Raw genomic sequence first — 21,906 nt, forward strand, 5'->3', positions numbered from 1 at the left:
CGCCGACGACAGTGCCGAGGACCGCGCCGCCGACCGTGCCCTCGGCCGCGCCGACTGCCGTGGGCCGGGCCGGGCCACGCCCCGTCAGGACTGTTTCGTCCAGCGCTGCGAGGCGTGTCCGGCGCAGGTGGAGGTCACCAGACCGCTGGTCATGCCCAGGTCGAGGCAGCCGCCGCCGAGGTCCGACCGCAGGCTGCCGTCCGCCCCCGACCGCCACACGCGCCCGACGTCCTGGGCACAGTCGCCGACGAAGACGGCCTGGTTGAGACCGTTGGAGTACAGGCACTGCCCGGTCTGCTGGTTGGCCAGCTTGAAGCTGCCGTCGCCCCTGCCGCGAACCGTCCAGCGGGCCGTCGCGTCGGCGCAGTCCCCGGCGCTTGAGGCGCCGAAGACCTGGGTGACGCAGGTGCCGTCGTTGCCGTTGCGGTAGCGGCCCGTACCGGACGGGGCCGCAGGCGGTGCCGGCGGGACCTCGGGTGCCGTCGAGGCGCCACCGGCGGGAGGACGCGACGTGCCGCTCCCGCCCGCGTTCCCGCCGTTCCCGGAACCCCCCGATCCGTCCTGGCCACCGGCGTTGCCCCCGGCCCCGGCCCCGGCCCCGGTGCCGGTCCCCGCGCCGCCCCCGGCCGCGGCCGCAGGAGCGCCCGTACCGGGAGGTGACGCGCCCGCCCCGCCGTCCGGGCCGGGCGATGCTCCGGGGGATCCCGAGGGCGCGGAGGGCCCGGGCGACGCCGCGCCCGACGGACCGGATCCCGACGCCGACGGTGCCGCGCCCGCCGGGGCCGACAGGGAGGGGAGCGCAGTGCGCTCCGCCCCGGCCCGCGGTGAGGCGGTGTACGGAAGGTGCTGGATCGCCAGGGTCGTCCCGCCCGCGACCACCACGACGGGCAGGACGGCGAGGAACACACGGGTACGGCGGCGCCGACCGGGACGTTCCGGCCGCGAACCGGCCCCCGGGGTGACCTCCGGGGCGGCCTCCGCGCCGGGCGCCTTCTCCGGCTCCGTCCTCACCTCCGGCTCCGGCCCGGACGCGTCGCCGGACAACGGCAGCGTCGGTACGTCGAGTTCCTGTACCCGGGCCGCGAAGGCGGCCCGCTCGGCCAGCCGCTCGGCGATCGTTCCCGGCCACGGAGGTCCGTCGCCCGGCGCGTGCCGCGAGGCGCGTTCGAGGAGTTCGGCGGCCGTGGGCCGGCTCTCGGGATCCTTGTCGAGGCAGGAGGCGACCAGCTCGGCGAGGTCCGGATCCACCTCCCGCAACGGCTCCAGGCCGGGTTCCTCGTGCACGATGCGGTACAGCACACCGTGCCCCGACTCCTCACCGAACGGCGGCCGCCCGGAGGCCGCGTAGGCGAGGACGGAACCGAGGGCGAACACGTCGGTGGCGCCGCTCACCGCCCGCTTGCCCGACGCCTGCTCGGGCGCCATGTAGGCGGGTGTGCCCACGACCATGCCGGTCCTGGTCAGCTGGCTCTGCTCGGCCGCCCGGGCCACGCCGAAGTCGATGAGGGTCAGCCCGTCGAGGGTCAGCATGACGTTCGACGGCTTCACGTCCCGGTGCACCATGTCCAGCGCGTGCACGGCCGCCAGGCCCGCCGCCGCCTCCCGCAGCAGCGCCCACAGGGCCGTCGCGGGCAGCGGGCCCCCGTTCAGTTCGACGGCCTCCCGCAGGGTGAGGCCGGGCACGTACGAGGTCGCGAACCACGGCGGCCGTGCTTCGCGGTCGCTCGCGAGCAGCGGCGCGGTGGCACCGGCGGGCAGCCGGGCCAGGTTGTCGAGTTCGTGCCCGAAACGGCGCAGGAAGTCCGCGTCCTCCCCGACCACGGAGGCCAGCAGTTGTTTGACGGCGACGTACCGGCCCTCGTGGACCCCGAGGTACACCCGCCCCATCCCGCCGGCCCCGAGCCGGCCCGCCAGCGCGATCGCGCCGATCCGACGCGGGTCCTCCGCCTCCAGCGGCTCGGCCCCGCTCCCCCTCAGCTCCAACACGTCAGCCCCGTAGCATCGGAATCAGTTGCCAGAAAGCTACCCGATGCCCCGGAAGGACCAACGAGGGTGTGGGGGAGCGCACTTGCGAGGGCCCGCGGGTACGCGCGGCACGGGGCCGCCGGCGCCGCGACACCCGCCGGGGCCAGGTCCGCGCGGCCGGGGCGCGCCACGTATCCTTGGGGCATGAGGATGCACAAGAGCGTCGACGTGCGGGTCGACTCGATGCTCGACGACTTGCGGACGCTGGTCGAGGTCGAGTCACCGTCGCGTGATCTCGACGCCCTGGGCGCGTCGGCCAAGACGGTGGCGGAGGTCATCGAGGGCCGCCTGGGCGGGCGGGCCGTCCTGGTGGAGAGCGAGGCCGGGCCGCACGTGCACTGGTCCGGCGGAGGCGTTCCCCGGGTGCTGATCCTCGGCCACCACGACACGGTGTTCCCGCTGGGCACGCTGGAGCGGCGGCCGTTCCGCGTGGCGGACGGGCGCGCGACGGGACCCGGCGTCTTCGACATGCTCGGCGGACTGGTGCAGGCCGTGCACGGACTGGCCGCGCTGGACGACCTGTCGGGCGTGGAGATCCTGGTGACCGCCGACGAAGAGGTCGGTTCCGGATCCTCCCGCGCGCTGATCGAGGAGCGGGCCCGCGCCTGCGGTGCGGTGCTGGTGTTCGAGGGCGCGGCCGACGGCGGGGGACTCAAGACCGGCCGCAAGGGGTGCGGCACCTTCCAGGTGTCCATCACCGGCCGGGCCTCGCACGCCGGGCTGGAGCCCGCGGCCGGGGTGAACGCGCTGGTCGAGGCGGCCCACCAGGTACTGGACATCGCCGCGCTGAACCGGCCGGAGGCCGGGACGACCGTGACGCCGACCGTGGCATCGGCCGGGACCCTGGACAACGTGGTTCCGGCGGAGGCGACCGTGATCGTCGACGTACGGGTCGAGTCGAACGCGGAGAAGGAGCGGATCGAGTCGGCGTTCGCCGCACTGGTCCCGCACCTGGACGAGGCGCGGATCTCGGTCCGGGGCGCCGTGGGCCGGCCCCCGATGCCGGAATCGGCCTCGGCGGAACTCTTCGAGGTGGCCCGGCGCCTCCAGCCGGGCATCGAGGGCAAGGCCGTCGGCGGCGGCAGCGACGGCAACTTCACGGCGGCACTGGGCGTACCCACCCTCGACGGGCTGGGGGCGGTCGGCGGCGGCGCCCACGCCGATCACGAATACCTGGTGGTCGACGCCATGGTGCCGCGCGCCCACCTCGTCACGGGGCTGGTCGAGGCGATCCGCGCCTCCCGGGAGGCGTGAGCGCGCCACCTCCGGGCGCCGGACACGGCCCGGCGGGTGACGCCCGCTGCGCCGATGTGGGGTAGCTCCGTTGACAGCCCACCGCCCACGTGCGAAAACATCAGTAGGCCGTCTACGGCCCGTGCCCCGCACGACGTGCGACAGCCACCTCGACACGCGCTCGCCGCCCACGCGCCGGGCCCGCCGAGCCCGCCGCGTCGGATCCCCCGCCCCGCACCTGAGACCGCCGACCAGGGCACACACCACCGCATTTCGTGAACGAACGGTTTCCCTATGACCATGTTGCCCGCATCGCGCGTCGCCGGACGGACCTGGACGGTCCGCCTGACCGGCCACGCGGACCACACCGTCTCCGTCACCTGCAGCACGGGGGCGTGCCGTATGCCGCCCCGTTCCAAGGACACCGTGGCCATGCGGCGCTTCGCCGCCGAGCACATCAGGGCGCACGCCCGGCTGGCCACCGTACGTCCGAACGCCGCGTGTGCCTGCCGCGCGGCCGACTGCTCCTACCACGAGGACAGCCGGGCGTCCTGCACCGGATCGCCCCTGCTCGTCCTCATCCACAACCCGGCCGTGGGGCAGGTCTGGACGCTCGCCGAAATCTGCCAGGCCTGCGCACGCCTCATCCACCACATCACCGTCCTCGGGCGGGCCCAGGGCCAGGCGCCCGCGCCGAGGACGCAGCCCTCGGCCGAATCCGCCCCGGCGCGCGTGGCCGTGGCCGGCGGGTTCTCCTCGCCGGAGGCGGCCCCGGAGGCCGTCCCGCGCCGCCGCCCCCAGCGCGGCGGCCCCCGCCGCGCGCGCTGACGCGGGCCGCTCGCGCGGCGGGGGGACAGCGGGCGGCGGCTTCGGCGCCGCGGCGTGGGCCCGTCGGCGTCAGCCCGTGGGCGTGGGCGTCGCCGTGGGCGCGGCCGTGCGGCGGGCGAGGGCGTCCGAGGTCCGGACCGTCATGTAGAGCGAGGCCACGAGGGTGAGCACGAGGACGGCGCCCAGGGCGAAGACGCCGCCGCTCGACACGGCGGCCTCGCTGCCCGCCTCGTTGCGGGCCGAGCCGCCGAGGAAGGGGACGACGGCGAGGACGGCGATCCCCAGGGCGACCTCGCCCCAGATCACCTTCGGGAAGTGCCGCAGCGTCAGGTGCGTGAGCGAGGTCCGGTCGTCGTCGCGGCGGGCCTTGACGATGCGGGGCATGAGCCAGAACTGGTTGACGCCGCCGGCCGTGACCATGCCGAGGACCAGGAGGATCTTGACGAGGAGGAAGAGCCCGTAGGTCGTCGTCCACAGCTGGCTGACGGCCCCGACGTGCTTCCAGCTCATCCACAGGCCGGAGGTGAACACCGCGCCGACGCAGATCAGGGCGACGAGGGAGAAGCGCCGCCAGATGTCGGCCCAGAGCGCGCCGGCGTTCTCGCCCAGCCGGCCGCGGGAGGCGGAGAGCGCCGCGAGGAGCGCGAGGCCGCCGATCCACACCACGCCGCTGATGATGTGGGCCTGGCCGAAGACGAGGTCCAGGACCTTGTCCGCGTCCTTCGGCTTGGTGGCCGGGACCGCCGCGACGAGGGTGATCGCGAGCGTCAGGGGCAGCGCGGTGAGGACCAGGGCGTCCGTGTGCCGGCGTGCCTTGGGGAGGAACAGGGCGATCAGGACGGCCGCGGCGAGGACCAGCACGACGTTCTGGACGAGGTAGAGCGTGCCCTGGGCGATCCACGCCCCCTTCCCGGCGGGCGCCGTGAGGAAGTCCGCGATCCTGCCCGGAGCGAGGGCGTCACCGAACGGCATGCCCTTGCCGGAGCGGGCCACCCGGCCCGCGAGCTGGAAGTAGCCCGCGACGAGCAGGACGACTCCGGCCCAGGCCAGGTAGCCGGCGGTTCTGTGTCTGGTCACCTCGGCGTCCTCGTGCGGGACGTCGGCCCCCTTCAGGGCGGGGCGCACCGACGCGGCGTACGTCACCGTCGCGCCGATGGTTGCGCAGAGGCCGGCGAAGTAGCCGCTCTTGGTGAGGACGCGCCACAGGGGAGGTGTGGTGTAGCCGGTCGAGGCAGCCAGGTGTATGAGATTCATAAAGGGCAGGCTAACCTAAGTTCCAACGGTTTCCGGCAGATGGGTTCAAGCCGTTATCTGATGAATCATCCGCAGTTGTGCGGGGCCGGCGGTTTGCTCCGCGGCCGGATCGGTGTGGTGTGGTTTGGGCCGGAAACCTGCTATCGGGAACGGATGTTCGGGCCGTACTAATTGCTCCTGGCCCGACCGGCCGTCCATCACCCGAAGGAGTCACCACCCATGACCCGCCTCCGCACCACCGGCATGGCCCTGGCCGGCGCCGCAGCGATGTTCGCCCTGACCGCGGCCCCCGCCCAGGCGGCCCCCGGGGACGTCACGACCTCCTGCGCGAGCGTGGTCACGCCCACCGGCTACGTCGACGTGAGCTGGGGGTACAGCGCGAGCTGCGGCACGCAGAGCTTCAACCCGAACATCAAGCAGATCAAGCAGCTGACCGGCCTCCCCGTCGGCACGGTGGTCCAGGCCTGCGCCTCCACCTACCAGCCCGTCGGCTGGATCCAGACCGGCTCGTACTACAGCGGCAGCTGCGTCTACGCCGCGAACGGCGGCTTCAACAACAACGCGTGGACGTTGAAGCGCGTCTCCTGACCCCGTCGACGCGCCGGCGCCCGCCCCCTCCGGTGACGGAGGGGGCGGGCGCCGATGCGTGGGGCGGGCGCGGAGCGGCGTCCGCTGCGCACCGTCCCGGTCAGTCGCGGACGTCCGGGACCGGATCCGCGCTGCTGCGCTGGAGCGCGGCCTTGGAGCCGGCGGCCGCGCCGAGGGCCCAGTCGGACAGGGCCATGGAGTCGGCGTAGCGTTCCTCGTCGTTCAGCAGGACGCCGATGATCGTCTTGCCGTTGCGGTTCACCGCGAAGACGAGGCACTTGCCCGCCGCCGTGCCGGTGCCGGTCTTGACGCCGATCGCGCCCGGGTAGCCGTATCCGGTGGGGCGCGGTTGCACCAGGAGGTTGGTGTTGCTCCAGGTGCCGAGGGCGGAGGTGCCGCCGCTGCTGTACGACGTGGTCTTCACCAGGCTCTGGAACAGGGTGTTGGTCATCGCGTACCGGGTGAGCCTGGCGAGGTCGCGCGGGGTGGTGCGGTTGTTCCCGGTCGGTGAGATGCCGTCGAAGGTGTCGTAGAGGGTGTTGGTCATGCCCAGTGCCTTCGCCTTGGCGTTCATCTTCGCGATGAAGTCCGCCTTGCGGGCGGCGATGGTGGAGCCCGAGCCGAACGTGTCCGCGAGCGCGTACGCCGCGTCGCAGCCCGAGGGCAGCATCATGGCGTACAGCAGCTGACGGACCGTCGGGGTGGCGCCCGCCTTGAGCTGGGCCGAACTCGCCCCTTCCCGGTAGACGTAATCGAGGTACTCCTGCTTGACGGTGACCCTCCGGTCGAGGTTCAGGCCGGGCAGGGTGGTCACCACCGCCGCCGTCATGATCTTCGTGGTGCTTGCCATCTGGCGCCTGGTGTCGGGGGCCTTGGAGGTGAGCGTGGCCCCGGAGGACGCGTCGAGGAGGAAGGCGCCGGCGGCGGTGAGGGGCGGCGCGGCGGCGGCGTGGGCCGGCACGGACACCGTGAGCAGGGCTCCGGCGGCGATGGTGACGGCGAGTGCCCCGCGTGCGCGGCGGAGCAGATGTGTGATCAAGTCGGCCCCCGTGGTGGGAGAAGAGAGGGAGGGGCGGAGCGCCGCTGCGCCCGCGCCCACCGGGAGGGTACGCAGTCGGGCGCGGTCTTGGGCATACCGCTGCACCGGCGGATCCGGATCGGGCCCCCGCGGAGCTCCGTTCGCCGAAAGGGCGACCGCTGTCCGCATGAACTTTCGGGATGTCCGGACCGGGGTGCCGGGGGCCCCCGCGCTCGACCGGTACCTCTGGTGCGTCGTGACGGTGGCTGCCCGGCAGCCGGCCCCGGAACCGAGGATGAGGGAACCGCACATGAAGAACCGACTCCTGCTCGCCGGATCCGCCGTGGTGGCGGGCGTCGGCCTGTGCGCCGCGCCGGCCCCCGCCGCGGCGGCGCCGGCCCCGCTGAGCATCGGCGTGGCATGCGGTGACTCCGCGGGACTCGTCACCGCGGTCAACCGGGCGAACGCCCGGCCCGAAGGCGCCACGATCACCCTGGCGGAGAACTGCGCCTACCGCTTCGAGGACGGCTACGGGAACTCGGGCACCGCCCTGCCCGCCGTCACGGGCAGGATCTCCCTCATCGGCGAGCACACGACCCTGATCCGCTCCGTACGCGGGGGAGTGCCCCGCTTCCGGATCCTCGCGGTGAACGAGCGCGGCCGGCTCACCCTGAAGGGCGTCACCGTGACCGGCGGCCACACCGACGGCGACGGCGGCGGCATCGCCAACGAGGGAACGCTGTGGGTGGAGAACAGCAAGGTCGTCGGCAACCGGGCCGGCGGGGACGGCGGGGGCATCTCCAACGAGGGCGGCGAGGTGACGCTCGTCCACAGCGAGGTGCTCACCAACGTGGCCACCTCCACCGCCACTTCCGCATCGTCCGGATCCGGCCACGGCGGCGGCGTCGACAACGGCGGGACCGGCCTGCTCACGCTCAGGAAGAGCATCGTCGCGGGCAACACGGCGGACGGGGACGGCGGCGGCGTGCGGAACCGGGGCACGCTGATCGTCGAGTCCAGTCACTTCAAGCAGAACGAGGCCCGCGACGCCGGCGGAGCCATCGGCAACCTGGGCTCCGCCCGGATCGAGGACAGCAGGTTCCTGGAGAACCGTGCGGGCCTCGACGGCGGAGCCGTGGACAACGGCGGGATCGCGACGCTGGAAGTCCACGGGACGGCCTTCGTGGACAACAAGGCGGGCAGGGACGGCGGCGCCCTCGGCAACGAAGGCGCCGCGATGCTGAAGGAGAGCGAGGTCGAGGGGAACCAGGCCGGCCGGGACGGCGGAGGCATCCGCAACCTCCAGGAAGAGGGCTCCGTGTCCACCCGCCTGACGCTCGACCACACGAACGTCTCGGAGAACCGCGCCGCCCGCACCGGCGGCGGCACGCACAACTCGGCCGGGGCCGAGGTGGTCCTCACGGAGAGCGACATCACCGGCAACGCGCCGGCGAACTGCGCCGGCACGGTACCCGGCTGCTCCTGACGCCGGCCCGGGGGGAACCGGCCGCTCCGGGCCGCCGGTTCCCCCCCCCGTGCCGGGGCCGCCGTGCCCCGGCACGGAACGGCGGGTTAACGTATCCCTTCATTCGAAGGGGACTGTGATGTCGCACAACACGGGGTGGGAACACCACCACCCGGGACAGCCCGCGCCGCAGTGGGGAGGCGGCTGGACGCCGCCTCCGCCTCCGCCGCAACCGGGCGTCATACCCCTGAGGCCGCTCGGGCTGGGCGACTTGCTCGGCGGAGGCTTCTCCGCCTTCCGCCGCTACTGGAAGCCCCTGACCGGGGTCATCCTCGGTGTACAGGGCATCGGGATCCTGCTGGTGGCCGCCGCGATCGGGTTCGCCGTCCTCGGCGCGGGCACCCGGTTCGACGCGGTCTTCGACCTCGGACCGGACGAGCGGCCCGCGGGCGCCGACGTGATGGCCCTGCTGGCGTACTTCGTACCGGCCGTGGTGCTCATGCTGGTCACCATGACGCTGGGCATGGGGATGATCGCCGCCCTGTGTCCCGCGCTGATCCAGGAGGCGGTGCTCGGCCGCCCCACGACCTTCCGCGCGATGTGGCGGCGGTGCTGGTCCCGGCTGCCGTCCGTACTCGGCGTCGTCCTGCTCATCGGGCTGATCGCGGGCGGACCGGTCATCGTCCTCTACGCGATCTCCTTCCCCCTGATCATCATGGGCGCGGACGGCTCCGGCCCACCGCCCGCCGTGTTCCTGCTGTTCCTGGGCGTGCTGCTCTGGACGCCCGTGTCGGTCTGGCTCACGATCCGGTTCAGCCTCGCGCCCGCCGTGGCCGTGTGCGAGGGGCTCGGCCCCGTCGCGGCGCTGCGCCGCTCCGCCCGCCTCGTCAGCGGCGGCTGGTGGCGCGTGTTCGGCATCTCGCTGCTCGCGTACCTCCTGGCCACGGTCGTCGGCTACATCATCCAGCTGCCGTTCACCCTCATCGGCATGTTCGCGCTGTTCCCGGCCATGCTGACGGCGGGCGACGAGGCCTCGGACTTCACCGCGCTGGTCGTCGGCATCGTCGTGTACGCGCTCTTCGTGCTGCTCGGCGTGGCGATCAGCGGGGTGTTCCAGTTCGGCTACCCCCAGTTGGTCCTGTCCCTGCTCTACGTGGACCAGCGGATGCGCAAGGAGAACCTCGCCGAGGGCCTCATCGCCTCGGCCCACGCCGCTCCGGCGCCCGGCCGGGGCTGACGCCGGGCACCGCCCGCCCGGAAGCACGGTCCCGGGCGGGCCGGTTCATTCCTCCCCGTCGAAGCTCCAGGACTCGATGTCCCGGTAGTGGATCGGTCCCGGACCGCGCCCGATGTTGCTGCCGACCAGGTGCAGGCGTTCGGCCGGCCACGGGCGGCCGGTGAAACCGGTCAGCCCGGCGGCGGCCTCCACCGCGGAGGAGTGCGCGCCGCGCCGTGACCGGGCGAGCGTCAGGTGGGGACGCAACGGCCGTTCCTGGAAGGCGATCCCGCACTCCCGGACCAGGGCCCGCACGTCGGTGGCGAGCCGGTGCAGTCCTCCGAGCTCCCCGTCGATCCCGGTCCACAGCACCCGCTCGTCGAAGTGCCCGCTGCCGCGCAGGGCCAGCCGCAACGGCCGTCGGGCGGCCGCCAGCGCGGCGAGCGCCGGCCGCAGCGGCGGAACGGCCGCCACCGGGAGCTCTCCGAGGAACGCCAGCGTGATGTGCCAGTCCTCGATCCGGTTCCACCTCATGCGCGGGTGGGCGTGGTGGGCCGGACCCAGTTCCCGCTCCAGCTCTTCCTTCGCGTCGTCGGGCGGGGCGAGGGCGATGAACACGCGGACGGTCGGGGCCGGTCCCCGTCCGTCCGCCGGGGACTGCGTCGGGTGCTCGGGCGTTTCGGTCATCTTCTGTTCCGTACGTGCGGTGCGGCCGGGGCCGGGCAGCGCGGTGCCCCCGCGTCCCCACGCGGGGAGCCTACCGGGGCCCCCGGACCCCACACCTGCCGGGGCGGCCCGCCGGGGGAGCGGGACGGTGGCCGGGTCCCGCCGGTACCCCTTCCGTCCTCGGCCCCCGACGGCTATTGCTTGAGGCGACACGGCGGCGGGGGAGGACGGTGCGCGATGACGGGGCCGGCGGACACCAGCGGGAACGGCATGCGGCACGGCGGAGGGGGAGGCCGGGAGGCGGACCGGGCGGCGGCGCCGGACGACGGGCCCGCGATGACGTCGTTCGACGAGATCTACGACCGGCCGGACCCGAGGGACTTCTTCCGCGGCCTCGGCCGCTGGCGGTACCGGACCCCGCACCACGCGCAGGACGTCTTCCGCCGCCTGACGGCCGCACGCCGACGGGCCGCGGCCTCCGGGCCCCTCGCCGTCCTGGACATCTGCTGCTCCTACGGGATCAACGCGGCCCTGCTCAACCACGACCTGACCCTGGACGACCTCTACGCCCACTACACGTCGCCGCGGGCGGCCGGGCTCACCACCGCGGAGCTGATCGAACGGGACCGGGCCTTCTACGCCGCCCGGCGGCGCCCCGACGCCGTGCCGGTGATCGGGCTCGACCCGGCCGCCGGTGCCATCGCCTACGCGTGCTCCGTCGGCCTCCTGGACGAGGGGTTCGCCGTGAACCTGGAAACGGAGCCTGCCGATGCCCGTCTCCTGGCCGCCGTACGCCCGGTGGGGCTGATCACCGTCACCGGCGGTGCGAGCTTCCTGTCCCCCCGCACCTTCCGGCCGCTCCTCGGCGCCGCGCGGGAGGAGGTGTGGGTCGCCGCGTTCGTCCTGCGCACCGGCTCGTACCGGACCATCGCCGACGGGCTGGCACCCTTCGGACTGATCACCGAGAAGGTGGCGGAACCCACCTATCCGCAACGCCGGTTCACGAGCGCCGCCGAGCAGCGGCGCGCCGTCGACGCGGTGACCGCCCTCGGCGAGGACCCCCGCGGCAAGGAGGACGCCGGCTGGTTCCACACCGCCTTCCACCTCTCGCGCCCCTCACCGGACACCACGGCCGTCCCGCTCTCCACCTTCCTGCGCGACGTGTGACCCGGCGCCCGGCGGCCGACCCCCGGACGGACGATGGCATGATCGGCCCGTGACCAGCGAACCCAACCGGCCCGCCGACCGCCGGACCCACGTCCTGTTCGACGTCGACGGCACACTGATCGACGCCCTGGACAACCAGCGCCGCGTCTGGCGGACCTGGGCGGAGCGCCACGGACTGGATCCCGACGAGGTGCACCGGATCGCCCTGCGGACACGGCCCGTGGAGACCTTCGCGCAGGTCGCTCCGGACCGCGATCCGCGGGAGTGCCTGGCGGCCCTGCACGAACTGGAGGACGAGGACGTCCGGTCCGGCGCCTACACGGCGTTCGACGGCGCGGCGGAGCTGCTGTCCCGCCTGCCGTCCGCGTCCTGGGCGTTGGTGACCTCGAACTACGAGCACCGGGTGCGCGGCCGCTTCGCCCGGACCGGCCTGCCCGTCCCGGCCCTGATCGTGGACGCGGCCGCCGTCGACGAGGGCAAACCCTCACCGGCCCCCTACCTCAGTGCCGCCGCCCGGCTGGGCGCCGACCCGCGGGACTGCCTGGTCGTCGAGGACGCCCCGTCGGGAGTGCTGTCGGGACTGCGCGCCGGGATGACGGTGTGGGGCGTCAACACCCCGGCCGCGGTGGAGGGCGTCCACCGCCACTACCCGACCCTGCGCGCAGCCGTCCCCGACATCCTCGCGTTCGCCTCCGGAGCGCGCGGGGAGGCGTCGCACCCCTCCCGGTAGCCCGCCGGCCCGCGGCGCGGCGGCTCAGCCCGTGAAGAGGGCCGTGAGACGGGCGTCGAGGACGTCCTGGGCCGCCCGGGGGGTGAGGTGGCCGATCAGGACGTGGGTGGTGAGCCCGTCCGCGAGGGCGAGGAGGGTGCGGGCCTCGCGCCGCGGGTCCACGGGGACGGCGCGGGCGGGGTCCTCGACGGCCTCCGCGACGAGACCCGCGAAGGACTCCTCCAGCGCGGCGTAGCTCGCCCTGAGGGTGCCGGCCAGGGCCTCGCTGACCGCTGCCTGGGCGACGAAGGCGAGCCAGACCCTGGCCTCGGCGCGGTGTTCCTCCCGCAGCAGGGCGACCTCCGTGGCCGCGTGCCCCAGGGCGGTGGCGGCCGACTGGGCCGGGCTCCTGACGAGGCGGGCCCGCACGCGGCGCCCGATCCGCTCGCCGATGTGCCCGAGCGCGAACACGAGCATCTCCTCCTTGGTGCGGAAGCACCGCTGCACGGCGCCCATCGACACCTGGGCGCGGGCCGCGACGTCGCGCAGGGTCACGCCCTCCAGCCCGTGCTCGTCGGCGAGTTCGCAGACGGCCTCGGCGACGATGCGGCGCCGGTCCGCGTGGTCCACCTGTCTGGGCATGTCCGCCGCCTTTCCCGGGAGGGGTCCTCTTCCGCTCCGGACTTTATCCGATGCGGGCGCATCGGTTCGCGGGCTACAGTTCCGATGCGCACGCATCGGAACGTGTGCGCGAACGTGCACGTGAAGGTCAACGGGAAGGAGGCGTGCCATGCGGGACGCCCTGTGGAGGATGTCGGCCGGCGCACAGGCGAAGGCGGTGCGCGACGGGGAGGTCTCGGCCCTCGAACTGGTCGACGCCCACCTGGAACGCATCGCCGAGGTCAACCCGATGGTCAACGCCGTGACCCGCACCCTCGCGGACCGTGCCCGGGAGGCCGCCGAGCGGACGGACCGCCGCCGGGCCGCGGGCGAGGTGCTCGGGCCGCTCGCGGGCGTGCCGTTCACCGTGAAGGAGAGCACGCCGGTCGAAGGCGTACCGACCACCTTCGGCGTCGAGCGCTTCCGCGACCTCGTCGCCCCGGCCGACGCGATCCCCGTGGCGCGGCTGCGTGCGGCCGGCGCCGTCCCCATCGGGCACACCAACATCCCGACCCTGATCCTGGCCGGGATGCACACGCGCAGCGAACTGTTCGGGGACACGGTCAACCCCTGGGACCCCGCCCGGACCCCCGGCGGCAGCAGCGGGGGCGACGGGGTCGCCGTCGCCACCGGTATGGCGGCCCTCGGGCTCGGCAACGACTCCGGCGGATCGGTCCGCATCCCCGCCCAGTTCTGCGGGGTGGCCGCGCTGAAGCCGACCACCGGGCGCTTCCCGGCCGACCGGCGCGTCCTCGGCCCGGACGACCCCGGCCCAGCGTCCCAGTTCCTGGTCACCGACGGCCCGCTGGCCCGCAGCGTCGCCGACCTGCGACTGGCCTACGAGGTGCTGGCCGGCCCCGATCCGCGCGATCCGCAGGCCGTCCCCGTGCCCCTCTACGGGGAGCCGCTTCCCGGCCCCGTGAAGGTCGCGGTCGTCGCGGACCCCGGGGGACACGGCGTGCACCCCACGGTCCGCGCCGCCGTCGAGGCCGCGGCCGCCGCCCTGCGGGACGCCGGATACGACGTGCGGGAGGTGCCGGACGTCCCCAGGCTGGACGAGGCCCTCGACGCCTACGGGCGGATCACCGTCACCGAGTTCGCCCCGGCCTGGCCGGTGGTGCGCGGGCTGCTCGGCGAGGGCGGCGACCGCTACATCGCCATGGCGATGGAACGTACCCCGCCCGCGACCGCGGACGAGCTGGTGAAGCTGATGGGCACCTGGTTGGGCATCCGCCGCTCGTGGGCCGAATTCCTCGACGAGCACCCGCTGTTGCTGGGCCCGGTGTTCACCGAGCCGCCGGTCGGGCCGGGCCTGGAATCCCGTGACCGGGCCGGCCGGGACCGGGTGGCCACGGCCATGCGCCTGTGTACCGCGACCAGTTTCGTCGGCGTGCCGGCCGTGGCCGTTCCCACCGGGGTGACGGACGGGCTGCCCTGCGGAGTCCAGATCGTCGGGCGCGCGTTCCGCGAGGACCTGTGCCTGGCCGCGGCCCGTGCGGTCGAGGAACGGCTCGGGGGCCTGGCCCCGGTCGATCCGCGCCGGCCTGCGGGAGCCCCGGCTCCTACGGGTACCGGACCCGGCCGGGGCCGGTGCGGCCCGGACGCTCGTCCGTGAGGGAGACCGTCAGGCCCCGGTGGACGGAAGCCGGTTCGCGAAGCCGGTCCGCCAGGGTGGCGAACGCGAGGCCGGAGGCCCCCGGCGGGGACGTCCGGCACACCGCGTCGGGACCGCTTTCCGGCGGGTCCGGCGCCTGGCGGCCGCGGCCGGTCAGTGCGGCCGGTCAGTGCGGGAGGTCGACCGACACGTACGGGGCCAGCGCCCGCAGGAAGTCGGCCGCGTCGAACACGGCGCCCGCCGAGGCCACGCCCGTGGTCCGCGCCCGGCCCGTCAGCAGGCGCTGGACGGCCTCCACCGCCAACGGGGCGGTGACCGCGTAGATGTCCCGCCCGCGGGCCGTGACGCGCCGCTCGACGCCGTCCGCGCGGACCAGGACGTCGACGGCGAAGAGCTGGTCCGAGCGCCCCAGCGCGTCCACCGCCTCGGGAGCGGGAGTGTCCTGTGAGGCCAGGTCCCCGGCCGCCTCGACGCTCATGTACGTCCGCACGTCCGGCACTTCCAGGTGGCTCGGCACGGTGACGACATCGGCCATCGTGAACTCCGCGATCACCGACCGCCGTCCGAGCGGGCCGGGGAAGTCCCAGTCCACCACCTTCGGTTCGTCGTCGTGGTACCGCAGCGCACCGTCCGCGAAGCGCACCCGACGCCCCGCGCGGCGCTCGTGGGACACCGCCCCGGCCGCCCGCGTGCCCTCCGTGGGGTGCCAGCTGCTCAACCCGTACGCCACGTGCACCTCGTCCGCCGCCGTCCTGTCACCCAGGGCCGCGGTCACCAGGAGGTCGCCCAGACCGCCGTAGAACGCCATCGCCGGCACCACCGCCACCCCGGCCTTCCGGGCGGCCTCGGCGTGCTCGGCGAACGTGGCGGCGTTGGCCTCGATCTCCGCCGCCACGTCCACGTACGGGATGCCCGCGCGCAGCGCCGCCTCCACCACCGGGCCGGCCGTCACCGCGAACGGTCCGGCGCAGTTGACGACCGCCGCCGCACCCGCCAGGGCCCGGTCCAGGGAATCCGGGTCGTCCACGGCGGCCGGCCGCACCGCCACCCCGCCCCACTCGGCGGCCAGCTCCTCCAGGCGCGCCGCGTTCCGCCCCGAGACCACCGTGGTGATCCCGCGCCTCAGGAGCTCGGCCACGACGAAACGCCCCGTGTGCCCCGTCGCCCCGTACACCACCACTGCCGCCGCTGTGCTCATCGTTCCCCCTGCTCTCGCTGTGCCGATGCGGTAAGTCTCGTCGCGGGGGAGGCCGGGGTGTGATGGTCCGGAACGACACCGCCCGTACACTTTCGGACATGCCCACTGTCGCGCTGCTCGCCGCTGGTGACCTGCTCCACTTCGAACTGGGGGTGGCCTACGAGATCTTCGGGAATCCCCCGCGCGAGGCCGTGGACGGCTGGTACGACGTACTGCTCTGCGGGCCGGGGCCGGTACGCGTCGGGCCGTTCCGGGTCGAGCCGGACCACGGGCTGGAGCGCCTCGCCGCCGCCGACACCGTGATCGTGCCCGCGTGCGCCGACATCGACGTACCGCCGTCCCCGGAGCTGGTCGAGGCCGTACGCGCGGCCCACGAGGCGGGTGCCCGGGTGGCCTCCCTGTGCACGGGGGCGTTCCTGCTCGGCGCCGCCGGCCTGCTGGACGGCCGCCGGGCCACGACCCACTGGGCGCACGCCGAGGAGCTGAGCGCACGTCATCCCCGAGCCGTGGTCGACCCGGACGTGCTGTACACGGACAACGGCAGCGTCCTCACGGCGGCGGGGAAGGCCGCAGCCGTGGACCTCTGCCTGCACCTGGTCCACCTCGACCACGGCGCGCTCATCGCCAACTCCGTGGCCCGGCGCCTGGTCATGCCGCCCCACCGGCCCGGCGGCCAGGCCCAGTTCGTGGCCTCGCCGGTGCCGGTGAAGGGCGACCACGTGCTGGCGGGCCTGCTCGCCTGGGTCCTGGAGCGGCTGGACCGGCCACTGACCGTGGCCGACATGGCCCGCAAGGCGAACACGAGCCCGCGCCACCTCGGCCGGCAGTTCCGGTCGGTGACCGGGCAGACGCCGCTGCAGTGGCTCCTGACCCAACGGGTGCGGCGTGCGCAGGAGTTGCTGGAGGCCACCGGCATGAGCGTCGAGTCGGTCGCCCTCGCCACCGGGATGGGCACCGCGACCACGCTCCGCCGCCAGTTCAAACGCACCGTCGGGGTCCCGCCGGACACCTACCGCCGCTCGTTCCGCAGCGCCAACCCCTCACGGATCCCATAGCCTCCCGTACGTCGTGCTTCATGTGAAATGGTGCAGAAGTGATGAGGTGATGAGAACGGTCTCAACGGGGGGCGTCCCGTGATGAGATGGTCCATCCCGGGTACCTCGCCCCGGGCAGGCACCCCGATTTCGTGACAGTGATCGTTGCTCTCTGGTGGGCGCCGGTTCCGACGTGTAGCGTCTGCGGCAGCTGTCGTGGTTCGCAGTACCTGCCCGCGCCCTGGCGTGGGCGCTTTGCTGTGCAGTGCAGGACCAGGGCGATCACCTCCGGGTCCGCGCGGTGCGGATCCGACATCGACTGAGAGGCACGGCCATGGCCAGCGGCATCGTGAAGTGGTTCAACTCCGAAAAGGGCTTCGGTTTCATCGCGCAGGACGGCGGCGGTCCGGACGTCTTCGCGCACTACTCCAACATCAACTCCACCGGCTACCGCGAGCTCCAGGAAGGCCAGGCCGTGACCTTCGACGTCACGCAGGGCCAGAAGGGCCCGCAGGCGGAGAACATCACCGTCGCCTGACCTCGGTCGCAGGCACACCCCACCGCCCCGGAGCACCTGCTCCGGGGCGGTTTGGGTGCCGGGTCCTACCGGAGCCGGGTGACCGGCAGCTCCCGCAGGGCGCGGAACCTGAAGGTGCTGTGCCAGCGGAGCCGGTCCGGCGGGCAGGCCGCCCGCAGGCCGGGGAACCGGTCCACGATCGCCCCCAGGGCCAGCGTGAGCTGCAGCCGGGCCAGGGGCGCCCCCAGGCAGTAGTGCATGCCCTGTCCGAGGGCGAGGTGGGCCTTGTCGGCGCGGTCGATGTCGAAGCGGTCCGGGTCCGGGTAGCGGTCCGGGTCGCGATGGGCGGAGGCCAGGGCGAACAGCACGGTGTCCCCGGCCGGGATCCGTACGCCGCCGATCTCCACCGGCTCCGTGGGGAACCGGCGGATCGCCGTCTGGTTGGGGCTCGTGTACCGCAGGAGTTCCTCGACCGCGTCCGCCGTGCGCGCGGGTTCGGCCCGCAGGCGGGCCGCCTGCTCGGGGTGGTCGAGGAGGGCGAGCACACCGGCGCTGATGACGTGCTGGACGTTCTCGCTGCCCGCCCCCAGGATCAGGAAGGCGAGCGAGACGAGCTCCTCCTCGGTGAGCCGGTCCCCCTCGTCGCGGGCCGTGATCAGGTCCGAAAGCAGGTCGTCGCCGGGTCGGGCGCGCCGCACGGCCACGAGGTCGACCAGGAAGCGGTGGACCTCGCCGATGGACCGGACCAGGTCCTCGCCGGAGGCAGGGGTGAGCATCGCGGAGATCCAGCCGGAGAACCGTTCCCGGTCGTCGGACGGGACGTCGAGCAGGGCGCCGATGACCCGCAGCGGCAGCGGCCGGGCGAACTCCGCGACCAGGTCGGCCTCGCCGCCGCCGTCGAGCCGCGCGGCGAGGTGCGCGGTCCGCTCCTCGACGGCGTCCCGGACGGCGTCGCGCAGCCGGTCCACGTGCCGGGGGGTGAAGCCGTGGGCCACCAGCCGGCGCAGGCGCAGGTGGTCCTCGGGTCCGACGTTCAGCAGGTTGCTGTCGAGCGCCGGCGGCAGGGAGAAACCGCTGAAGCCCGTGGCCGAGTGCCTCTTGTCCACCGAGAGGCGCTGGTCGGACAGCCCGGCGCGGACGTCCGCCTCGCGGACCACCAGCCACACCGCGGAGCCGTCGGGCAGCGCCACCCGGTGCACCGGTCCGGCGGCGCGCAGGGCCGCGTAGACGGCGTGGGGGTCGTGTGCGAAGGGTTCTCCGAACGGCTGCGGCAGGGTGACGTCTTGCGATATCCGCGTCATGCGCGTTCCTTACGTGCCCGGGGCGGCCGGCCGCGGCCGCCGGTCGGCGCCGCGGTCCGGATGATCATCTCCATCATCGTCGACGACGCATCCTCTCGACCGTCTCCCGCGGGGCGGGCGAGGAGCGACGGCCCGCCGGACGGCCGCCCGGCTACGCTGGCGCCGTGGCCAGCGCGGGAGTGAGTCGTCGACGGGTGATGGGCGCCGGGTGCGGCGCGGTCGCGGCGGCGCTGGCCGGATGCTCCGGGGCGTCCGTCCCGGCACGGCGGCTGCGGTTCGCCACCGGACCCGAGGGCGGCCCGTACAACGCGTTCGGGCAGGCCCTGGCCCGGGCGGTCGCCGCGTACGGCGACCGCGGGGGCGGCCCGCCGGTCCTCCCCGTGACCACCGCGGCGAGCGTGGACAACCTGCGGCGACTGGACGAGGGCACCGTCGATCTGGCCCTCGCGATGGCCGACGCGGCCGAGGACGCCGTCCTCGGCCACGAGCCGTTCTCCCGGCCCGTCACCGGCGTGACGGCGCTGGCCCGGGTCTACGTGAACTACACGCACCTGCTGGTACCGGCGGACGGCCCCGTGCGCGAGGCCGGAGCCCTCGCGGGCCGGCCGGTCGCGACCGGCGCCGCCGGGTCGGGGGTGCAGGTGGTGGCGGGCCGGATCCTGCGGGCCGCCGGTCCGGGCGCGGCCGCCGCGGCACCGCTCGAACGTCCCCTGGGCCTGGCCGAGTCCGTGCGCGCCCTGCGCGGCGGCGAGGTCGACGCGCTGTTCTGGTCCGGCGGCGTACCCACACCCGCCCTGACCGGGCTGGCACACGAACTGCCGCTCCGCTTCCTGCCGTTGGACGCCCATGTGGGGCCGCTCCGGGAACGCTACGGTCCCGTCTACACCGCCGTCACCCTTCCGGCCGGCGTGTACGGGCTCACGGAGCCGGTGGGCACCATCGGGGTCGGAAACTACCTCCTGGCCCGCGACGACGTACCGCGCGACACCGTCGAGGCCCTGCTGCGCGTGGTGTTCGACCGGTGGCGGGACCTGCTGCGCGAGGTCACCGCCGGGGTACGGCTGGAGCCCCGGTTCGCGATCTCGACGGGCAGGGTGCCGCTCCACCCGGGCGCCGTCGCCTACTACCGGTCGGTGTACGGCTGACCGCTCACGGGGGCGGCAGCCGGAGCTCGACGGCCAGGCCGCGCGGCTCGTTCGCGCCGGCCGTCAGCCGGCCGCCGCTGGTGCGGGCGAGCTCATCGGCGATGGCCAGCCCCAACCCGCTGCCCCGCACGTTCTGGTGCTCCGGTGAACGCGTGAAGCGGCGGAGCAGCGAGGGAAGCTGGTCCGGCGCCACGCCGGGGCCGTCGTCGGCGACGCGCACGACGGCGTCCCCCGCGGCGGCCTGCCGGACGCTCACCTCGACGCGTCCGCCGCCGGGCACGAACTTCACGGCGTTGTCGAGGAGGGCGTCCAGTACCCGGCCCACCGTGTCCGGCAGGGCCCGCACCCCCAGGGTGTCCGGGAGGCCGTGCGCGGTCAGCTCCAGTCCGGCGTCGCGGAACACCGGATGCCAGGCCGCCACCCGGTCCCGTACCGCACGCGCGGCGTCCTGGTCGCGCAGCTCCGCCGTGCCGGACTCCACCCGGGCCAGGGCCAGCAGTCCGTCGAGCAGCTCCTCCAGGCGTTCCGCCTCGTCCAGGGCGCGCGCGTGCTCGGTGCGGCCGGGTCCGGGGGCGATGTACGGCTCGACGTTCTCCATCTGCAGTACCAGCGTGGCCAGGGGGTTGCGCAGCTGGTGGGAGGCGTCGGCGACGAAGTCGCGCTGGCGGCCGAGGGAATCGGCCAGGGCCTGCGCCATCGTGTTGAAGTGCCGCCTCAGGTGACGCAGTTCGGGCGGCCCGGTGTCGGACACCGCCCGGGCCTGGAGGCGGCCCGCGGTCAGCCTCCCCACCGCCCGGTCGAGATCGCGGACCGGGCGCAGCAGCCAGCGCGCGATCCCGACCGCGACCAGGGCGGCCGCGGCGAAGGCGGCGAACGCCCCCACCGCGATGAGGGACCAGCGGACCGTCACGTCCCGGCGGGCCGCTCCGGTGGGCAGGGTCATCAGCACGGCCCCGCTCACCCGCTCGTCGCGGCCCACCGGCTCGGCCACCACCACGGTCGCGGGCCCCCAGGGGCGGACGGCCGGCAGCCGGTCGGTGGACCGGCCGGTGAGCGCGCGGGCCAGGGCGTCCGCCGCCGGTGAGGGCGCCCGGCCCGCACCACCCTCCGGGGGAGCGGCCGTACCGGCCCGCGCGACCGTCCCGCCGGCCGTGTCGACCACGGCCACCGAAGCCCCGTAGAGCTGCGCGTACCGCTCGATCTCGTCGGACAGTTCGCGGCGGTCGGCCGCGGTGCGCATCCGTTCGGCGAGATCCGCGAACCGTACGGCCTCCGAGCGGCGTTGCAGCAGCAGGTGTTCGGTCCGCCCGCGCGCGTAGGCGTCGGCGAGGGGCAGGCAGAGCAACAGGGTGGCCGCGCCCATGAGCACCAGCAGCACGGCGAGGAGCCGACGCCTCACCGGGCGCGGTCCGCCCCGCCGTGGGCTCCGTCGTCGGCCGTGTCGTGGGCCCCGTCGTCCGCCGGGCCCCACGCCCCGTCCCGCGGGCCGCCGTCGCCGGTGGCGGGGCGGCCGAGCCGGTACCCGTACCCGCGGACGGTGCGCACCAGACCGGAGCGGCCGGTCTTGGCGCGGATGCCCGCCACGTGGACGTCCAGGGAGCGGGAGGCGCCGAGGAAGGCGTCCCCCCAGATCCGGTCCATGATCTCCTCGCGGGAGTGCACCTCGTCCGGGCGTGCGGCCAGGAAGGCCAGCACGTCGAACTCGCGCCGGGTGAGCCGGACTTCGGCTCCCGCCACCGTCACCGTCCGGCCCGCCGGATCCACCTCGACGTCCCCGGCGCGCACGGGACGGTGGCGGTGGTCGCCGTGCCCGGCGTCGGCGTCCCGGAGGCCGGTGCGCCGGTCCGTACGGCGGCGCACGGTGTCGACGCGCGCCATCAGCTCGGCCATCCGGAACGGCTTGACGACGTAGTCGTCGGCGCCGGCCCGCAGGCCCTGCACGATGTCGCGTTCCTCGCAGCGCGCGGTCACCACGATCAGCGGGGCGTCGCAGACGGTGCGCAGCCGCCGCAGCAGTTCGAGCCCGTCCAGGTCGGGCAGGCCGAGGTCGAGCAGGACGAACTCGGCCTCGCGCAGGTGCAGCAGGGCGTCCAGGGCCCGGCCGACCCGGCGGACGGTGTGGCCGCGCTGGGTGAGGGCGGTGCCGAGGGCCTGGGCCATCCGGTCGTCGTCCTCGACGAGAAGCGCGTGCATGACCGGTTCCCCTCACCCGATGACCCGTGCCGTGGCCGGGGACAGCAGCCTACGGGAGCGGCCGCCCCGGGTCA

The 21,906-nt window shown here is 74.5% G+C and carries 20 protein-coding genes; 11 read left to right on the forward strand and 9 right to left on the reverse strand.

Annotated features, from left to right (window positions below):
• Positions 1-84: 84 nt before the first annotated feature.
• Positions 85-1,986 (reverse strand): protein kinase, encoded by a 1,902-nt coding sequence (locus OG295_RS34445; protein WP_371680563.1) that lies wholly within the window; start codon positions 1,984-1,986, stop codon positions 85-87.
• Positions 1,987-2,169: 183 nt separating this feature from the next.
• Here OG295_RS34445 and OG295_RS34450 point away from each other — a divergent pair, with 183 nt between their 5' ends.
• Both OG295_RS34450 and OG295_RS34455 read left to right on the forward strand, forming a co-directional pair.
• Entirely contained in the window at positions 2,170-3,279 is a 1,110-nt protein-coding gene (locus OG295_RS34450) for a M20 family metallopeptidase (protein WP_371680564.1), read from the forward strand.
• A 279-nt stretch (positions 3,280-3,558) separates the two neighbouring features.
• Entirely contained in the window at positions 3,559-4,086 is a 528-nt protein-coding gene (locus tag OG295_RS34455; RefSeq protein ID WP_371680565.1) for a hypothetical protein, read from the forward strand.
• 69 nt (positions 4,087-4,155) lie between these two features.
• On the opposite strand, the gene OG295_RS34460 is transcribed toward OG295_RS34455, so the two are convergent.
• Entirely contained in the window at positions 4,156-5,340 is a 1,185-nt protein-coding gene (locus tag OG295_RS34460; protein ID WP_371680566.1) for a copper resistance D family protein, read from the reverse strand.
• Positions 5,341-5,559: 219 nt separating this feature from the next.
• On the opposite strand from OG295_RS34460, the gene OG295_RS34465 reads away from it, so the two are divergent.
• A complete protein-coding gene (locus tag OG295_RS34465) occupies positions 5,560-5,928 on the forward strand; it encodes a hypothetical protein (RefSeq protein ID WP_371680567.1) in 369 nt (122 codons plus the stop codon).
• A 100-nt stretch (positions 5,929-6,028) separates the two neighbouring features.
• Here OG295_RS34465 and OG295_RS34470 read toward each other — a convergent pair whose 3' ends face one another.
• Complete coding sequence (locus OG295_RS34470; RefSeq protein WP_371680568.1) at positions 6,029-6,967, reverse strand: D-alanyl-D-alanine carboxypeptidase family protein; 939 nt, start codon at positions 6,965-6,967, stop codon at positions 6,029-6,031.
• 289 nt (positions 6,968-7,256) lie between these two features.
• On the opposite strand from OG295_RS34470, the gene OG295_RS34475 reads away from it, so the two are divergent.
• Positions 7,257-8,432, forward strand: a complete 1,176-nt coding sequence (locus OG295_RS34475; protein WP_371680569.1) for a hypothetical protein — start codon at positions 7,257-7,259, stop codon at positions 8,430-8,432.
• A 118-nt stretch (positions 8,433-8,550) separates the two neighbouring features.
• Positions 8,551-9,648 carry a hypothetical protein gene (locus OG295_RS34480; RefSeq protein ID WP_371680570.1) on the forward strand — a complete coding sequence of 366 codons (1,098 nt, stop codon included), beginning with the start codon at positions 8,551-8,553 and terminating at the stop codon, positions 9,646-9,648.
• 45 nt (positions 9,649-9,693) lie between these two features.
• On the opposite strand, the gene thpR is transcribed toward OG295_RS34480, so the two are convergent.
• Complete coding sequence (thpR, locus tag OG295_RS34485; RefSeq protein ID WP_371680571.1) at positions 9,694-10,314, reverse strand: RNA 2',3'-cyclic phosphodiesterase; 621 nt, start codon at positions 10,312-10,314, stop codon at positions 9,694-9,696.
• A gap of 216 nt (positions 10,315-10,530) precedes the next feature.
• On the opposite strand from thpR, the gene OG295_RS34490 reads away from it, so the two are divergent.
• Together OG295_RS34490 and OG295_RS34495 are read left to right on the forward strand one after the other, a co-directional pair.
• Entirely contained in the window at positions 10,531-11,460 is a 930-nt protein-coding gene (locus OG295_RS34490; RefSeq protein ID WP_371680572.1) for a hypothetical protein, read from the forward strand.
• A gap of 49 nt (positions 11,461-11,509) precedes the next feature.
• Entirely contained in the window at positions 11,510-12,190 is a 681-nt protein-coding gene (locus OG295_RS34495; protein ID WP_371680574.1) for an HAD-IA family hydrolase, read from the forward strand.
• Positions 12,191-12,214: 24 nt separating this feature from the next.
• On the opposite strand, the gene OG295_RS34500 is transcribed toward OG295_RS34495, so the two are convergent.
• Positions 12,215-12,811, reverse strand: a complete 597-nt coding sequence (locus OG295_RS34500) for a TetR/AcrR family transcriptional regulator (RefSeq protein ID WP_371680575.1) — start codon at positions 12,809-12,811, stop codon at positions 12,215-12,217.
• Between the two features lie 148 nt (positions 12,812-12,959).
• Here OG295_RS34500 and OG295_RS34505 point away from each other — a divergent pair, with 148 nt between their 5' ends.
• Positions 12,960-14,444: an amidase gene (locus tag OG295_RS34505; protein ID WP_371680576.1), complete on the forward strand. Its 1,485-nt coding sequence runs from the start codon at positions 12,960-12,962 to the stop codon at positions 14,442-14,444.
• Between the two features lie 166 nt (positions 14,445-14,610).
• Here OG295_RS34505 and OG295_RS34510 read toward each other — a convergent pair whose 3' ends face one another.
• Entirely contained in the window at positions 14,611-15,642 is a 1,032-nt protein-coding gene (locus OG295_RS34510) for a trans-acting enoyl reductase family protein (protein ID WP_371680578.1), read from the reverse strand.
• Positions 15,643-15,740: 98 nt separating this feature from the next.
• Between OG295_RS34510 and OG295_RS34515 the strand changes: the two genes are divergently transcribed.
• Positions 15,741-16,697 (forward strand): helix-turn-helix domain-containing protein, encoded by a 957-nt coding sequence (locus tag OG295_RS34515; protein WP_371680579.1) that lies wholly within the window; start codon positions 15,741-15,743, stop codon positions 16,695-16,697.
• Positions 16,698-17,010: 313 nt separating this feature from the next.
• Positions 17,011-17,214 carry a cold-shock protein gene (locus tag OG295_RS34520; protein ID WP_030230186.1) on the forward strand — a complete coding sequence of 68 codons (204 nt, stop codon included), beginning with the start codon at positions 17,011-17,013 and terminating at the stop codon, positions 17,212-17,214.
• Positions 17,215-17,279: 65 nt separating this feature from the next.
• On the opposite strand, the gene OG295_RS34525 is transcribed toward OG295_RS34520, so the two are convergent.
• The gene (locus OG295_RS34525; protein ID WP_371680580.1) at positions 17,280-18,494 is read right to left on the reverse strand and encodes a cytochrome P450; all 1,215 of its coding nucleotides are present in this window, start codon (positions 18,492-18,494) and stop codon (positions 17,280-17,282) included.
• Positions 18,495-18,658: 164 nt separating this feature from the next.
• On the opposite strand from OG295_RS34525, the gene OG295_RS34530 reads away from it, so the two are divergent.
• Positions 18,659-19,639, forward strand: coding sequence for a TAXI family TRAP transporter solute-binding subunit (locus tag OG295_RS34530; protein WP_371680581.1), 981 nt, complete (start codon positions 18,659-18,661; stop codon positions 19,637-19,639).
• Between the two features lie 4 nt (positions 19,640-19,643).
• Here the strand turns inward: OG295_RS34530 and OG295_RS34535 are convergent, their stop codons facing one another.
• Positions 19,644-21,038 carry an ATP-binding protein gene (locus tag OG295_RS34535; RefSeq protein WP_371680582.1) on the reverse strand — a complete coding sequence of 465 codons (1,395 nt, stop codon included), beginning with the start codon at positions 21,036-21,038 and terminating at the stop codon, positions 19,644-19,646.
• On the reverse strand, positions 21,035-21,832 hold the full coding sequence (locus tag OG295_RS34540; RefSeq protein ID WP_371680583.1) for a response regulator transcription factor: 798 nt from the start codon (positions 21,830-21,832) through the stop codon (positions 21,035-21,037). Before OG295_RS34540 ends, OG295_RS34535 begins: the two co-directional genes overlap by 4 nt.
• Between the last annotated feature and the right edge of the window lie 74 nt (positions 21,833-21,906).

The sequence above is a fragment of the Streptomyces sp. NBC_01276 genome (assembly GCF_041435355.1).
GTDB lineage: Bacteria > Actinomycetota > Actinomycetes > Streptomycetales > Streptomycetaceae > Streptomyces.

Coding starts and splice junctions, on each gene's coding strand:
- thpR (WP_371680571.1), bottom strand. CDS start 10,314: ATGACCGAAACGCCCGAGCACCCGACGCAGTCCCCGGCGGACGGACGG.
- OG295_RS34475 (WP_371680569.1), top strand. CDS start 7,257: ATGAAGAACCGACTCCTGCTCGCCGGATCCGCCGTGGTGGCGGGCGTC.
- OG295_RS34515 (WP_371680579.1), top strand. CDS start 15,741: ATGCCCACTGTCGCGCTGCTCGCCGCTGGTGACCTGCTCCACTTCGAA.
- OG295_RS34505 (WP_371680576.1), top strand. CDS start 12,960: ATGCGGGACGCCCTGTGGAGGATGTCGGCCGGCGCACAGGCGAAGGCG.
- OG295_RS34525 (WP_371680580.1), bottom strand. CDS start 18,494: ATGACGCGGATATCGCAAGACGTCACCCTGCCGCAGCCGTTCGGAGAA.
- OG295_RS34510 (WP_371680578.1), bottom strand. CDS start 15,642: ATGAGCACAGCGGCGGCAGTGGTGGTGTACGGGGCGACGGGGCACACG.
- OG295_RS34540 (WP_371680583.1), bottom strand. CDS start 21,832: ATGCACGCGCTTCTCGTCGAGGACGACGACCGGATGGCCCAGGCCCTC.
- OG295_RS34460 (WP_371680566.1), bottom strand. CDS start 5,340: ATGAATCTCATACACCTGGCTGCCTCGACCGGCTACACCACACCTCCC.
- OG295_RS34480 (WP_371680570.1), top strand. CDS start 8,551: ATGTCGCACAACACGGGGTGGGAACACCACCACCCGGGACAGCCCGCG.
- OG295_RS34455 (WP_371680565.1), top strand. CDS start 3,559: ATGTTGCCCGCATCGCGCGTCGCCGGACGGACCTGGACGGTCCGCCTG.
- OG295_RS34450 (WP_371680564.1), top strand. CDS start 2,170: ATGAGGATGCACAAGAGCGTCGACGTGCGGGTCGACTCGATGCTCGAC.
- OG295_RS34490 (WP_371680572.1), top strand. CDS start 10,531: ATGACGGGGCCGGCGGACACCAGCGGGAACGGCATGCGGCACGGCGGA.
- OG295_RS34500 (WP_371680575.1), bottom strand. CDS start 12,811: ATGCCCAGACAGGTGGACCACGCGGACCGGCGCCGCATCGTCGCCGAG.
- OG295_RS34520 (WP_030230186.1), top strand. CDS start 17,011: ATGGCCAGCGGCATCGTGAAGTGGTTCAACTCCGAAAAGGGCTTCGGT.
- OG295_RS34465 (WP_371680567.1), top strand. CDS start 5,560: ATGACCCGCCTCCGCACCACCGGCATGGCCCTGGCCGGCGCCGCAGCG.